A 14,715-nucleotide genomic window follows, 5' to 3' on the forward strand; every position below is an offset into this window, starting at 1 on the left:
GTTTTGTGCTTTAGACCACATAATCCAAAACCGAAATGTCAGAGATCAGAGATACCTTGTTTTCACAGATACCCAGCATTGGTGGAATGCGTGGGCAGCTGGTGAACCGTACCCGGGGCGACAAATATATCTGGGGTATCGTGGTATTGTTATCACTGATCTCTATCCTGGTGGTATACAGTGCAACGGGATCGCTGGCTTATAAAATGTATAAAGGTAATACCAATGTGTACCTTTTTAAGCAGGTCTCTTTCTCACTGGTGGGTTTACTGGTGATCTACTTCCTGCACCGCATCAACTATACCATCTTTTCCAGGGTGGCTACGATCCTGTTCCTGATCTCGATACCTCTATTGTTATATACCTTGTTCTTCGGTGCCAAGATCAACGATGGCAGCCGCTGGATCAAACTGCCCATCATCAACATGACCATCCAGACCAGCGACCTGGCGAAACTGGCATTGTTCATGTACATCTCCCGTTTGCTGAGTAAGAAACAGGAAATGATCAAAGATTTTAAGAAAGCCTTTCTTCCTGTTGTTACACCGGTGCTGATCATCTGTGCGCTGATCATGCCGGCTAACCTGTCGAATGCCTTATTGACCGGTGCCACTGCACTATTGCTGATGTTCATTGGCCGGGTTAGTATCAAACATATTCTGATGACCATTGGTGTGGCGCTGATACCTGTGGCGCTCATTATCACGGTGGCCGTGTTCACGTATGATGGCAAACAGAGCGACGAGACCAAAAAAGCAGGTATTGCTGAAAAAGCCAAATCGTTCGGCCGTATCGGTACCTGGGTACGCAGGGTACAGGATTTTATGTACGCCAAAGACAATGAAACGCCATACCAGGTGCAGCAGGCCAAGATCGCCATTGCCAACGGCAGCGTACTGGTGGGATTGGGCCCTGGCAACAGCCGTCAGCGGAACTTTCTGCCACAGGCTTATAACGACTTTATTTATTCCATCATCATAGAAGAATATGGATTGTTGGGTGGTGCGTTCATGATATTCATCTACCTCGTTTTTCTGTTCCGGTGTATCCGGATATTCCGGAGATGCCCTTATGCGTTTGGCGCATTTCTTGCATTGGGATTGAGCTTTACGCTCGTGATACAGGCAGTTGCGAATATGGCGGTGAATGTAAACCTGGTGCCGGTTACGGGGGTAACGCTTCCGCTGGTAAGTATGGGAGGAAGCTCCTTCCTGTTTACCTGTGGTGCTATTGGAATTATATTAAGTGTGGCAAGAAATGTGGAACAGATGGAAGGAAAGATTGAACCGGTTGCCGTAACACAGCCAATACCTGACGAATCTGTTAAACCTGTTGAACAGAAATCATGAATGAGCATACACATACCATGTTGCATTCCGATGCTGCCGCAGGGCAGAAGCCGATCCGTGTGATCATTGCCGGAGGAGGAACGGGTGGACATATCTTTCCGGCGATCGCGATTGCCAACGCTTTAAAGCAGGAACATAACGCCATCGAGATCCTGTTTGTAGGAGCCAATGGCAAGATGGAGATGGAAAAGGTTCCGCAGACCGGTTATCCAATCAAAGGACTGGATATAGCAGGACTCGATAGGCAATCCTTATGGAGGAACCTCAGTCTTCCCATCAAGCTGGTAAAAAGTTTTTTACAGGTAAGGCTGATCATAGATAAGTTTCGCCCCGATGCGGTCATAGGTGTGGGAGGATATTCTTCGTTCCCAGTGTTGCGGTATGCGCAGTCGAAAAGGATCCCCACATTCATCCACGAGAGCAATTCATTTGCGGGCAAGAGCAATATCCTGCTGGGTAAAAAAGCCACAGCTGTTTTTGTAGCAACGGATGGAATGGAGAAGTTCTTCCCCAAAGAAAAACTTTTTGTGGTAGGCAATCCTGTGCGGAAGACCATTGTCCAGTCAAAGATCGACCACGCAGAAGCACTCCGGTTCTTTGGTCTGGATCCCAATAAAAAAACGGTGCTTGCTATTGGCGGAAGCCTTGGTGCACGCAGCATCAATGAGTCGCTGGCGCTGCATCTGGATGAGTTGGCGCAGAATGACCTGCAATTGATCTGGCAGACCGGAAAAACCACTGCTGCAGAATATAGGATGAAGGGGAGTGGGAGAAAGAATGTGTGGGTGAATGATTTTATCAAAGAAATGGAAATGGCCTATGCGGCAGCCGATGTGGTCATCAGCAGGGCAGGTGCCATGTCGGTAACGGAGATCTGTGTGGTGGGCAAACCAACGGTGTTTGTTCCGTTCCCGCTGGCTGCAGAGGATCACCAGACCTCCAATGCCATGAACCTGGTGAATAAACAGGCCGCATTGATCGTGAATGATAAGGAAGCGAAAACAAAACTGGTGGCAACCGTGATCGCATTGGCAAAGGACGAAGCCTTGCAGCAACAGTTACATAGCAATTGTAAAGCGTTGGCGGTAAACAATGCGGACGAAGTGATCGCCAAAGAAATATTGAAACATATCAGGTGAGCAAATTGAACGACATACAAAAGATATATTTCATCGGTATCGGTGGAATTGGCATGAGTGCCCTGGCCCGTTATTTCAAGGCCAAGGGGGCTGATGTGAGTGGTTACGACAGGACATCGACGCCGCTTACCCGTGAGCTGGAAGCTTCTGGTATTGCCATTCATTACGAGGAGCGGGTAGACCTGGTTCCCAAAGATGTGGATGCGGTTGTATATACACCTGCTATTCCGGCACAGCATGCGGAGCTGGTATTTTACCAGGAGAAGGGTTATACCGTAGTGAAAAGAAGCGATGTGTTACAGTGGATCACGGAAGGTTCTTTCAATATCTGCGTTGGGGGCACCCATGGAAAGACCACGGTCACTTCTATGACGGCGCACCTGCTTCGCCACACAGGTTATGGATGTAATGCCTTTTTAGGAGGTATTGCCGCTAATTATAACACGAATTTCTGGAGCAGCGAGAAGAATGTGGTGGTGGTGGAGGCCGACGAATATGACCGCAGTTTTTTAAAACTGTTTCCCGATGTGGCGGTGATCACGGCCATGGATCCGGATCACCTTGACATTTATGGTACACCGGAGGAAGTGGTCAATGCCTTCATCCAGTTCTCCCAGAAGCTGAAACCCGGCGGTTGCCTGATTGCCAAATACGACCTGGAACGTGGCGAGGAGCTGACCGCTGGCAACCTGTATACTTACAGTTTTGAAGATACCCGGGCCGATGTGTATGCTGCTAACCGCAAAGTGCTGAATGGCAGTTATGTATTTGATGTAGTGAGTCAGAACTGGACCATACCGAATGTGGTGCTGCACATGGGGGGCTTGCATAATATTGAGAACTGCGTGGCTGCGATCACGGTCGCCAAACACCTGGGCATCGACGATGATAAGATCAAAGCGGCCGTGGCCGATTTCAAAGGTGTGAGAAGAAGGTTCGAATATGCATTGAAGACAGAAGGCCAGGTGCTGATCGATGATTATGCGCATCATCCAGAGGAGCTGCGCGCACTGATCACCGGTGTGAAAAGCATTTTCCCCGGGGAGAAGCTGACGCTGGTATTTCAGCCGCACCTGTTCAGTCGCACCAACGACCTGGCCAATGAATTTGCCCTGAGCCTGGATATGGCCGATGAAGTGATACTGTTACCCATCTACCCCGCCCGTGAACTGCCTATGCGGGGTGTGAGCAGTGAACTGGTGATGAGTAAGATGAATGTGGCCAAACGCCAGGTGCTGGATAAAGAAGAATTGAAGAACTGGGTGGCTATAAACAAACCCAGCCTGTTGGTCATGGCCGGAGCCGGTGATATTGATGCGCTGGTGCAACCCGTAAAAGAATTGTTGTTGAAAGGATAAACATGCGGAAGTACAACTGGAAAAAAATACTGTTGAATGGTCTTTGGATCCTGGCTGGCATCGGAACGATGGTGCTGCTGGGAGCTGCCATGCAGCAGAAAAGCCAGAAAACCTGTACCAATGTTACCATTGAGATCACCGGGGTTGAGCAGCATATGTTCATTGACGAAAAGGATGTGATGGAAATGTTGCATTCGGTGGGCCAGGTGGCCGGCAGCCGTATCGGATCACTGAACCTTCGGCAGATGGAATCGCTGGTAGAAAAAGATCCCTGGGTGAAGAATGCTGAAATGTTCATCGATAACAACCAGGTATTGCAGGTGAAGATAGAAGAACGCCAGCCCGTAGCCAGGGTGTTTACACTGGGAGGGAATTCGTTTTACCTCGATAGCAATGCACTTCGGTTACCATTGAGTGATAAGCTGTCTGCAAGAGTGCCTGTTTTTACCGGCTTCCCATCGGATAAATCCAAACTGGCTAAGCCGGACAGTGCACTGCTGAATGACATTGTGAAGGTTGGGAAGTATATACTGGCAGATTCTTTCTGGATGGCGCAGGTGGCTCAGGTAGATATCACGTCGGGTGCTGGTTTTGAACTGGTGCCGGTATTGGGCGATCATACGGTCATGTTAGGAAATGTGGAAGACCTGGACAGGAAGTTCCGAAAACTCAACACTTTCTACCACAAAGCCTGGTTGCAGAACGGGATCAATACTTATGAAAAACTCGATATCCAATACGATAATCAGGTAGTCGCTATCCGCAAAGGTGCTTCCCAGGCCCGTATCGATTCAGCAAAAGCACATGCTTTGATGCAGGGAATGATGCGTCAGTCCGCACCGGATTTCCAGGATAGCAGTCGCGTAAGTAAACCGGCGCCTGTTATCAAAAAAGATACAGTGGTTAAAAAGCCGCTAGTTACCACGGCGTTAAAACCTGTTGCAAAAGCAAATTCTGCAACGGTTACAAACAATAAAGTGATTAATAAATCGTTAACGAATGTGAAGAAGACCCGGGTCAAAAAAGCAACGCAAAAGAAACCTGTGGTAAAGAACAAAAAACCAAGAGCCGTGATGACCAGAAATCAATAACCGTGACCGGCGGTTGTGGATCGGGGGAAGGTTTTCGCCGCTGTTCACGACCTGCCACGAACGATAACATAACAACTACCCATTAAAAACAACTAAAACACAACACATGAATCACAACGAATCACCCATCATTGTTGGCCTGGACATCGGTACAACAAAGATCGCAGCCATTGCCGGCCGTAAGAATGAATATGGCAAGCTGGAGATTTTGGGTTTTGGCCGCGCCAACAGCAATGGCGTACAGCATGGCCAGGTTTTGAACATTGACCAGACCATCAAAGCCATACAGCAGGCCCTGGAAAATTGTTATGAAAGTAACCCGGATCTGGAGATCAATGAAGTATATGTGGGTATTGCCGGACATCATATCAAGAGCCTGCAGACCCGCGGCGATATCGTTCGCCAGGACGCAGATATCGAGATCAAAAGACCAGAGATCGAACAGCTGATCAACAACCAGCGCAAGACCTTCATTCCTGCCGGTGATCAGATCATCGATGTGATCCCTCAGGATTTCCATGTGGATAATATACAGAACATCAAGGACCCCATCGGGTACAACGGGGTGAAAGTGGGCGCGAATTTCCATATCATCACCGGTGACCGCAACGCCATCCGTAACATCAACCGTGCTGTTGAAAGAAGCGGGCTGACCACCAAAGACCTGGTTCTCCAGCCCCTGGCTTCTGCGAGCGCTGTTATGAGCGATATTGATATGGAAGCGGGTGTTGCCATCCTCGATATCGGCGGTGGTACCAGTGACCTGGCCGTATTTTATGAAGGCATCCTGAAACATACTGCCGTAATACCTTTTGGTGGTGAGAACATTACCAATGATATCCGTATGGGTCTGGGCGTATTGAAGAGCCAGGCCGAAGCCATGAAAGTGCAGTTCGGCTCAGCCCTGGCAGATGAGGCAAAAGCCAATGCTTATATCACCATACCTGGCCTGAAGGGTATGCCTGCCAAAGAGATCAGCGTAAAGAACCTGGCAGCCATCATCCAGGCAAGAATGAGCGAGATCCTGGATTTTGTGACCTATCACCTGAAACAAGTGGGGCTCGACAGCCGCATGCTGAATGGCGGTATCATTCTGACAGGTGGCGGATCGCAGCTGAAACACCTGATCCAGCTGACCGAATATACCACAGGCCTGAATGCCCGTATCGGATACCCGAATGAGCACCTGGCGCCGAATCATATTGAAGAACTGAAGAAACCGATGTACTCTACCTGTTTGGGACTGATCCTGAAAGGGTACAGCGATTTCGATCACAAACACAAAGAGTTCACCGAAAAATTCAGAAAGGTGGAAGTGCCTAAGAAACTCACGGTTGAACAGGCAGAGGTTCCGGCTGAACCCGTTGCTCCTGTTGCATCTGTAGATGTATCTGGAAGAAAAGGGAAGTTCTGGGACAAGTTCAAGAACAACCTGATCGATCTCTTCAAGGAAGAAGAAGACCAGGTGATAAAATAAAACGGTGCTGATCATCGTTAGTACCCAAACACCCTCTAAGAAAACCCGTTAATTCAATTTAAAAAGTACGCTATGATTCATTTCGATCTTCCCAAACAGAAATCATCCATCATCAAAGTGTTGGGTGTGGGCGGAGGTGGAAGCAACGCCGTAAACTTCATGTTTGAACAGAATATCGAAGGTGTAGATTTCATCATCTGTAATACGGATGCGAAAGCCATCGAACAAAGTAATATTCCCAATAAAATTCAGCTTGGACCACACCTTACTCAAGGGCTGGGTGCCGGAGCCAATCCTGAAGTAGGTAAAAAAGCAACAGAAGAATCCCTGGAAGAGATCAAACGTATCCTGGAAGTTAATACCAAGATGGCATTCATTACCGTGGGTATGGGCGGTGGTACCGGTACCGGTGGTGCCCCTATCATTGCACAGATCTGTAAAGAACTGGGCATTCTTACGGTAGGTATTGTTACCACACCCTTCGGATTTGAAGGTCCCCGCCGTCACCAACAGGCAGAAGAAGGTATCATGGCATTGAAGCCCTATGTGGATACCCTGCTGGTGATCAGCAACGATAAACTGCGCATGCAGTATGGTAACCTGAAAATGAAGGAAGCATTTGGCAAGGCAGATAATGTACTGGCCACTGCTGCCAAGTGTATCACGGATATCATCAACAGCCGCGGACACATCATCGTCGATTTCGCCGATGTATGCACCGTAATGAAGAACGGAGGCGTAGCCATTCTTGGTAAAGCGGAACTGGAAGGTGAAGATCGTGCGCAACGTGCCATTGAAGAGGCTCTGTCATCTCCTTTGCTGAACGATAATGATATCCGCGGAGCCAAATGGATCCTGATCAATATCAACAGCGCTGAAGGTGAACACGAGTGCACCATGGACGAGTTGGAGATCATCAATAACCACCTGCGTATGCAGGCCGGTGAAAATACCGATGTGATCGTGGGTATGGGTTATGACCCTACATTGGATAAGAAGATCGGCATCACTTTGATCGCGACCGGTTTTGAGCACAAAGATCCTTTTGCCAAACCCGTACAGGCCAAAAAAGTGGAACCGCAGCCCGAGAAGATCGTAATGGTACTGGAAACAGAAGCGCCAGCCGCAATGACTCCTGTAAAGGAAGCGGTAGCACCGGCGCCCGCTCCGGTGGTGGAAGAACCCCAGGACCAGCTGGCCCCCAGTATGCAGGAGAGAATGCCACTGGAAGATATGCTGACCATATTCAGCAAACCCGAGTTCACGTCAAGCCCAATACAGGTATATGAAGAAGTGGCCGAAGAGAAAGAAACCAGCGTATTGCAGTTTGAGCTGAGCACTGAGATCACGCAGGAAATAAAAGTGGAAGAGCCTGTTGAAGAAGTACATGTTCCCAAAACAGTTATGGAAGAGCTGACCAGTTTCGAGGTAAAGGAGAAAGACGAACCACAGGCTCCCATCACTACCATGAGTTTTCTGAGTAAACCGGTGAATATTTATGCCGAGCCTGAGATGCCGGTGCAACAAACCATGCCGGCTCCGGCGATGGAGAACCGGCAGCCGGAACCACAGCCCCAGCCAGAACCTGTAAACAAAGCAGAGGAGCCCGATATGGAATTTCAACTGGTGGAGAAAGAACTGACGGTTACGCAGACGCCAGTATCGCACCCTGCTATGCAGGCTGCTTTCCAGGAAGATAGTTTTGATGAAGCAGAAGAGCAGAAGAAAAGGGCAGCAGAAAGGATCCAGAAGCTCCGTAATCTGTCGTTCAACATGAACAATGCAGCCGATGCCAATAATGAGTTTGACGCCGTGCCAGCCTATGTGCGCCGTAATATGGAACTGTTTGGTAATACGCTGACTTCTGTAGAGAATTTCTACAGCAAATACACGGTGGGTAAGGATGAGAACGACCAGACGCAGATCTCAACGATCAACACGTTCCTGGACGGTAAAAAACCAGACTAACCCTTTGTTTTCGATAGTTGTGTTTTAAAATGGTGATTTTAGTTGTGGCCCCCGGTGAATAACCGGGGGTTTTTGTTGAACACCGATAAAGGGTATTGCCAACAGATCTGCAAACACTGTGTTGATTCTGATCGATAAGTCTGATCTTTGCTGCTTAATAACCGCGCCTTTGCGCCTTCGCGATCGATTCCCCGCCAAAGCACGAAAAGCGCTGTAAAAATCAATAGAATGGCAACTATACTGATTACAGGTGGCACAGGTATGATCGGTACCCGCTTAACGGAAATGCTGGCAGACAGGGGATATGACGTGATCATCCTTACAAGAGATACAACAAAACATCAACCATCGCCAGGTGTTAGTTATGCAAGTTGGGATATAAATGCGCAGGCAATTGACCGGGATGCCATCGGGAAAGCAGATCATATCATTCACCTGGCAGGTGCTGGTGTTGCAGATAAGCGCTGGAGCCAGGCGCGCAAGCAAGAGATCATGCGTAGCCGTACAGAAAGCAGTGCGCTGATCGTAAAAGCACTGAAGGAATATCCTAATAAGGTCCAGTCAGTGATTAGTAGTTCCGCCATTGGTTGGTACGGGCCAGATACAGCCAGAAGTCTGAAAGAGGGTTTTACGGAAGATGCACCAGCCGATACCGCTTTTCTGGGTGAAACCTGCCGCCAATGGGAAGCCAGCATAGAGCCGGTGACCGGTTTAGGCAAACGCCTGGTGAAATTAAGAACAGGCATTGTATTAAGTAATCGGGGCGGTGCACTGGCAGAATTCCGTAAACCGGTCATGGGTGGTGTGGCGGCCATCCTGGGCAACGGTAACCAGGTGGTTAGCTGGATTCATGTAGAGGATCTTTGCAGCATGTTTCTGTTTGCCGTTGAGAACCATTCGCTGGATGGGGCCTACAATGCTGTAGCGCCGAATCCTGTGACCAATAAGACCCTCACGCTGACTATTGCCCAAAAACTTCGTGGTCGTTTTTATATACCGGTGTATGTTCCGGTGTTTGTATTGAAGATTGTATTGGGCGAAATGAGCATTGAAGTGCTCAAAAGCGCCAATGTAAGTGCCCGGAAAATTCAGCAGGCCGGTTTTGACTTCAGCTACCCGGTTATCGACCAGGCATTGGATAATCTGCTTGCCAGGTAAAAGAATTACAGGTCCCTTCTTTTGTGTATTGCATAACAGATGATCCAGATGAGGATCGTCAGGACGATCGTATACACCACATGCTCGGGAATCAAATCGATTAAACGGGTATAAGCTTCTTTGGCATCCTTGCCCATCCGGCTGAAGAATGGCGGCGCGGGTATTAAACGGTCCGACATTTCAAAAGGAAGAAACCTGCCGATATCATTCATCTTAAACCGGGCATAAGTGACTGCAATGTTCTCTATAATGAGATAATAAAACAGGAAGATACCCAATGCAATAAATGCTTTTTTGATCAGGTAACCTAACAGGAATGCGATAGATAACTGCGCAAAGGTTTGTAAGAGGAATAAGGGGATGAACTGCAGGCCTTCTGTCCAGCGGTTTACGGAACTGCTGTCTGCATAAACGCCAAACCCTGCAGCCGCTAACACATATACCAGTGTAACGATAACAGCAATGATCAGTACATCAAATAGTTTGCTGGTGATGTACTGCGACCTGCTCCAGCCATCAATGATGTTCTGACGATGGGTGCGGAAAGTATATTCATTCGTCACCATCATGATCACCAGAATCGAAGGCAACAGGATGAAAAAAGAAGAAAAATAGGCAACGGAATGCCAGGCATCCGGGAAGGCAAAAGGGTTGCCCAAAAACATTTTTGCCAGGTTATTACTAAGTGCTTTTCCGGTAGTGGCTTTCAGGTACCCGACATAGGCCATGGAATTGGTGCCGGGGTAGGTGAGCGCCACAATACCCAGCATCCACCAGAAAGCGGGATATTTCTTTATCTTAAGCCATTCGATTTTGATCAGGGCAAACATGAGCAGTGTTTTAGTCGTTGGTTAATTCAAAGAATTTGGTTTCCAGGCTTTTCTTCTTGGCAAAAAGCAGGTTCAGTGTGATACCTTTCTCAAAGCAGTACCGGTTAATATCTTCCATGGGCGCAGTGCCGATGGGGAAGAACAGCTGGACCTTGTTCCCTTCCAGTTTGATATGGGTATGCCCCGGAAAACCGATCAGCAGATCGTGCAGGTGTATCGGGTTACTGCAGGAGAGTTCTACAATATCTTCATTGGTCAGAACCTCATCTACCGGCCCTGCAGTTAGGAGGGTTCCTTTTTTAAGGATGGCCACATGGGTGCACACTTTTTCTACTTCATCCAGCAGGTGGCTGGCCATGATGATGGTCTTGCCCCGCCTTGCCAGTTCCCTGATCAATTCCCTGATCTCTGCAATCCCTACCGGGTCCAGTCCATTGGTAGGTTCATCAAATACCAATACCTGCGGATCGCCCAGTAAGGCGGCGGCGATGGCCAGCCTTTGTTTCATACCAAGACTGTAGGCACTGAAGCGGCTTCGCTTCCGCTCGGATAATTTTACGATCTCCAATACGTGGTCTATATCTGCTGCACTGCCGCGCCCGCTGATGGCATGGGTGATGTTGAGGTTATCAACGGCAGACAGGTAATGGTAAAAATTAGGTGTTTCCAGCAAAGAGCCGATCTGTTTGCGTGTCTCAGGAGAACCGGGTTTGCCAAACCAGGCAAAGCTGCCGGCATCGGCTTTCAGGATGTCGAGGACAATGCTCAGCATGGTGGTCTTGCCGCTGCCATTGGGCCCGAGGATGCCAAACACAGCACCTTCCGGTACTTCAAAAGAAACGTTTTTCAGTGCCTGGATCTTACCATAAGACTTGGAAATGCCATTTAGCGTTAGTACAGGTTGCATATAACCTTGTTTAAGGATGTATTCCGAAGATACTCAGTTACCAGAAAAATGTCAGCAATATTGATAAGTATCTGTTCCTTGTATACAAGCGGTAAAAAAAGACAGGTTCCTGCAAGTACATCGCTATTTTGTATCTTACTTTCCATGGATAACTGTTTTTACAATAAGGACCTGGTTGTGATACTGAACGATCTGAAACAGTCAGCCACTTTACCTTACGAGGCGTTGTTGGTGAACAATATCGGGGAACGGGTGGAGAGTGAATATGCTGACGGCAAAAGGGTATTTCGTTATGATAGTCAACCCGTTCTTATCAAACCCTTGCTCGAAGCGTTACTGGTATCCTTGTTGTTTGACAGAGAGCCCGGTTTGAACGTTCAGTTGCATGTGCCTCCGGAAACAACAGTGGTACAGGCCGATCCTTTTTTCCTGAAAGAGATACTGCTGCTGATCTTTCATTACCTGGCTGGCCAGCTTCGGGACGATGCGGTCAGCATATACCTTACCCGTGGAGAGGAAAAATGCATCATCGAAATTGAAACGACTGCTGTTGTCGGCACAATATTATCTGCCTCTGTCGTTACCTTATGCCAAAAGCTGCTGCAGGATATGAACGGTGAACTGGTGTATACCGGTGGCGGGCATGCAGGCACCTATTTCAGTTTGAAACTGTTATTGGCGGCATGATATGACACTTGTGTAAACAGAAAGGGCACACCAGCTTGTCTGTTGGTATGCCCTCTAATAAGAATAAAGAATCTGTTGTGTGCTAGTTCCTGACAGGTCTGCCGCTTTTTAAAACGCTCTGGATTCTTTCCAGTGTTTTCTTTTCGCCACAGAGACTCAGGAAAGCTTCTCTTTCCAGGTCAAGCAGGTATTGCTCACTTACCAGGCTCTGGCTGCTCAGGTCGCCGCCGCACATCACGTAGGCCAGCTTACGTGCCACCACAGCATCGTGATCGGTGGCATAACCGCCCCGCCACATACCGTTGATGCCAGCCAGCATGGCGCCGAGGCCCTGGCGGCCCATTACTTTTATGTCTTTCCGTGGTTGCGGCATTGAATAACCCTGGTCATAGATCTCGATCACCGATTTCTTGGCTTCTGCGATCCTGCGACCTGTATTCATCACTACTTCATCATGTCCTTTGCGTAAGATGCCCATATCAAAACCTTCCTGTGCCGATGTGGCTACTTTGGCCGTAGCAATGGCAAAGAACCGGTTTTTCAGGGTCACGGTCTCGGGTTCATCTTCGTGCAGCTCATCACCGGCGCGTAATGCGAACTCTTTGGTTCCGCCGCCGCCGGGTATCAATCCAACACCCAGTTCCACCAGTCCGATATAGGTCTCTGCCGCTGCACAGATCTTGTCGGCATGCAGGTTGATCTCGCAACCACCACCCAATGATAAGCCATGCGGTGCGGTAACCACCGGTACTGATGAATAACGCACCCGCATCATGCTGTTCTGGAACATGCGGATAGCCATATCCAGTTCATCGTATTCCTGTTCAATGGCCAGCATGAAAATCATGCCCACATTGGCGCCCGCACTGAAATTTGGCCCGTCGTTGGCGATCACCAGTCCCTTGAATTTTTCTTCCGCTGTTGTAATGGCTTTGTTCAATCCCTCCAGTACTTCACCGCCAATGCTGTTCATCTTGGTACTCCACTCAAAACCGGCAACCCCGTCTCCAATATCATACAGGCGACAGGCGCTGTTTTTCCATACCAGCTTGTCTGCATGGTGATTGAGGATGAGGAATGCATCGCCACCCGGCATGGCTTTGTAGGTTTTGGTCGGCACATCATAATACATCCGTTTGCCGTTTTCCACTTTATAAAAACTGGTGGCACCGCCGGCAAGCATCTCATCTACCCAGGCTGCCACGGAGTAACCGGCAGTTTTCATGGCTGCTACGGTTTTTGCCACGCCAAGTGTATCCCAGCTTTCAAAAGCGCCGATCTCCCAGCCAAAACCGGCCATCATCGCATCGTCGAGGCGATAGATCTCGTCGCTGATCTCAGGGATGCGGTGTGAGATATAGGAAAACAGGGAAAAATGGAACTGACGGTAGAACTCGCCTGCTTTATCCGGAGAAGCTGACAACATCTTGATACGCTGTTTCAGGTCCTCCACGGGTTTGGCGGCATCGATACTGGCAAATTTGGGTTTGCTTCTCGGGCCATATTCCATGGTCTGCAGGTTCAGGGTCAGGATCTCTTTGCCTGCGGCTGATTTGGTTTTTTTGAAGAATCCCTGGCCTGTTTTATCGCCCAGCCAGTTATTGTTCACCACGGTGTCAAGCCATGCGGGGATGGTAAAAATAGCTTTGGCTTCGTCATTGGGACAGTTGTCTGCAACTCCTTTGGCCACTTTCACGAGAGTATCGATACCCACTACATCCGCTGTACGGAATGTGGCCGATTTGGGGCGGCCGATGATGGGGCCTGTTAATGCATCCACTTCATCAATGCTCAGGCCCAGTTTGTTCATGATATGAAAGATGCTCATGATGCTGAACACACCGATCCGGTTGGCAATGAATGCAGGCGTGTCTTTACATAGTACGGTTGTCTTACCCAGGTACAGATCACCGTAATGCAGCAGGAAGTCAACAATTTCAGGATCCGTATGCGGGGTGGGAATGATTTCTAGCAACCGCAGGTAACGCGGCGGGTTAAAGAAGTGGGAGCCGCAGAAATGTTTTTTAAAATCGTCACTTCTGCCTTCGGCCATCATATGAATGGGTATACCTGAAGTGTTGGAAGTGACCAGTGTGCCGGGCTTACGGTACTTCTCTACTTTTTCGTAGATCAGTTGTTTGATATCCAGGCGTTCCACTACTACTTCGATGATCCAGTCGCAGCCCGCAATATCTTTCATGTTATCGTCGAAATTGCCTGTAGTGATGCGTTTTACCACATCTTTGGTGAATACGGGTGAGGGGTTGCTTTTGACAGCCGCCTGCAAGGCGTCGTTCACCAGTTGGTTACGTTCGTTGGGTCGGGTACTTTCTTCAGCACCTTTGGGTACCATGTCCAGCAACAATACCTGCACACCAATGCCTGCAAAATGACAGGCGATACGCGAGCCCATTACGCCACTACCTAAAACAGCCACTTTCCGGATAGATCGTTTCATAAGACAATGCTTTGTGTAAAAATAGTTAGTTATGCAACTAATTTGTGCAAATTGACCTAATTTTTTTTCGCGGGGGGCAATTGAATAATAACTGTCGTAAAAGGATAGGGAGGGCCTAAAATGAAAATAGTTAACTGTGCTACCTGGGGGGCAATACAGTTAACTATGGGTGAGTACTCAACTCATTCGGTGAATACAGCGGTTGGTCATTCTTCGGCTGTTGCTGCACCTTTATACGCCATATACAGGCATACCAGGTAAACAACAACCAGTACAAATACTAACATATGCGG

The 14,715-nt window shown here is 48.5% G+C and carries 11 protein-coding genes; 8 read left to right on the top strand and 3 right to left on the bottom strand.

Features of this window, described 5'->3' with window-relative positions; translation table 11 throughout:
- Positions 1–35 precede the first annotated feature (35 nt).
- The 7 genes from ACH3Y6_RS14140 (at position 36) to ACH3Y6_RS14170 (ending at position 9,540) form a co-directional block, all read left to right on the top strand.
- The gene (locus tag ACH3Y6_RS14140) at positions 36–1,349 is read left to right on the top strand and encodes an FtsW/RodA/SpoVE family cell cycle protein (RefSeq protein ID WP_490836274.1); all 1,314 of its coding nucleotides are present in this window, start codon (positions 36–38) and stop codon (positions 1,347–1,349) included.
- Complete coding sequence (murG, locus tag ACH3Y6_RS14145; RefSeq protein ID WP_490836275.1) at positions 1,346–2,488, top strand: undecaprenyldiphospho-muramoylpentapeptide beta-N-acetylglucosaminyltransferase; 1,143 nt, start codon at positions 1,346–1,348, stop codon at positions 2,486–2,488. Before ACH3Y6_RS14140 ends, murG begins: the two co-directional genes overlap by 4 nt.
- Positions 2,485–3,846: a UDP-N-acetylmuramate--L-alanine ligase gene (murC, locus tag ACH3Y6_RS14150; RefSeq protein ID WP_490836276.1), complete on the top strand. Its 1,362-nt coding sequence runs from the start codon at positions 2,485–2,487 to the stop codon at positions 3,844–3,846. The genes murG and murC overlap by 4 nt, the downstream gene beginning before the upstream one ends.
- A gap of 2 nt (positions 3,847–3,848) precedes the next feature.
- Positions 3,849–4,937: a cell division protein FtsQ/DivIB gene (locus tag ACH3Y6_RS14155; protein WP_490836277.1), complete on the top strand. Its 1,089-nt coding sequence runs from the start codon at positions 3,849–3,851 to the stop codon at positions 4,935–4,937.
- 106 nt (positions 4,938–5,043) lie between these two features.
- A complete protein-coding gene (ftsA, locus tag ACH3Y6_RS14160) occupies positions 5,044–6,414 on the top strand; it encodes a cell division protein FtsA (RefSeq protein WP_490836278.1) in 1,371 nt (456 codons plus the stop codon).
- A 72-nt stretch (positions 6,415–6,486) separates the two neighbouring features.
- A complete protein-coding gene (gene ftsZ, locus ACH3Y6_RS14165) occupies positions 6,487–8,382 on the top strand; it encodes a cell division protein FtsZ (RefSeq protein WP_490836279.1) in 1,896 nt (631 codons plus the stop codon).
- 228 nt (positions 8,383–8,610) lie between these two features.
- Complete coding sequence (locus tag ACH3Y6_RS14170; protein ID WP_490836280.1) at positions 8,611–9,540, top strand: TIGR01777 family oxidoreductase; 930 nt, start codon at positions 8,611–8,613, stop codon at positions 9,538–9,540.
- A 5-nt stretch (positions 9,541–9,545) separates the two neighbouring features.
- Here the strand turns inward: ACH3Y6_RS14170 and ACH3Y6_RS14175 are convergent, their stop codons facing one another.
- Both ACH3Y6_RS14175 and ACH3Y6_RS14180 read right to left on the bottom strand, forming a co-directional pair.
- A complete protein-coding gene (locus ACH3Y6_RS14175; protein ID WP_490836281.1) occupies positions 9,546–10,370 on the bottom strand; it encodes an ABC transporter permease in 825 nt (274 codons plus the stop codon).
- A gap of 10 nt (positions 10,371–10,380) precedes the next feature.
- Positions 10,381–11,277 carry an ABC transporter ATP-binding protein gene (locus ACH3Y6_RS14180; protein WP_490836282.1) on the bottom strand — a complete coding sequence of 299 codons (897 nt, stop codon included), beginning with the start codon at positions 11,275–11,277 and terminating at the stop codon, positions 10,381–10,383.
- A 144-nt stretch (positions 11,278–11,421) separates the two neighbouring features.
- On the opposite strand from ACH3Y6_RS14180, the gene ACH3Y6_RS14185 reads away from it, so the two are divergent.
- Positions 11,422–11,964, top strand: coding sequence for a hypothetical protein (locus ACH3Y6_RS14185; RefSeq protein WP_490836283.1), 543 nt, complete (start codon positions 11,422–11,424; stop codon positions 11,962–11,964).
- Between the two features lie 82 nt (positions 11,965–12,046).
- On the opposite strand, the gene ACH3Y6_RS14190 is transcribed toward ACH3Y6_RS14185, so the two are convergent.
- A complete protein-coding gene (locus ACH3Y6_RS14190) occupies positions 12,047–14,422 on the bottom strand; it encodes a 3-hydroxyacyl-CoA dehydrogenase/enoyl-CoA hydratase family protein (RefSeq protein WP_490836284.1) in 2,376 nt (791 codons plus the stop codon).
- Positions 14,423–14,715 lie beyond the last annotated feature (293 nt).

The organism is Sediminibacterium sp. FW305-C-269, assembly GCF_058231045.1.

Excerpts from the sequence above, each read along its gene's own strand:
- murG (WP_490836275.1), top strand. The coding sequence starts at position 1,346 with ATGAATGAGCATACACATACCATGTTGCATTCCGATGCTGCCGCAGGG.
- ACH3Y6_RS14185 (WP_490836283.1), top strand. The coding sequence starts at position 11,422 with ATGGATAACTGTTTTTACAATAAGGACCTGGTTGTGATACTGAACGAT.
- ftsZ (WP_490836279.1), top strand. The coding sequence starts at position 6,487 with ATGATTCATTTCGATCTTCCCAAACAGAAATCATCCATCATCAAAGTG.
- ACH3Y6_RS14155 (WP_490836277.1), top strand. The coding sequence starts at position 3,849 with ATGCGGAAGTACAACTGGAAAAAAATACTGTTGAATGGTCTTTGGATC.
- ACH3Y6_RS14140 (WP_490836274.1), top strand. The coding sequence starts at position 36 with ATGTCAGAGATCAGAGATACCTTGTTTTCACAGATACCCAGCATTGGT.
- ACH3Y6_RS14170 (WP_490836280.1), top strand. The coding sequence starts at position 8,611 with ATGGCAACTATACTGATTACAGGTGGCACAGGTATGATCGGTACCCGC.
- ACH3Y6_RS14175 (WP_490836281.1), bottom strand. The coding sequence starts at position 10,370 with ATGTTTGCCCTGATCAAAATCGAATGGCTTAAGATAAAGAAATATCCC.
- ACH3Y6_RS14190 (WP_490836284.1), bottom strand. The coding sequence starts at position 14,422 with ATGAAACGATCTATCCGGAAAGTGGCTGTTTTAGGTAGTGGCGTAATG.
- ftsA (WP_490836278.1), top strand. The coding sequence starts at position 5,044 with ATGAATCACAACGAATCACCCATCATTGTTGGCCTGGACATCGGTACA.
- ACH3Y6_RS14180 (WP_490836282.1), bottom strand. The coding sequence starts at position 11,277 with ATGCAACCTGTACTAACGCTAAATGGCATTTCCAAGTCTTATGGTAAG.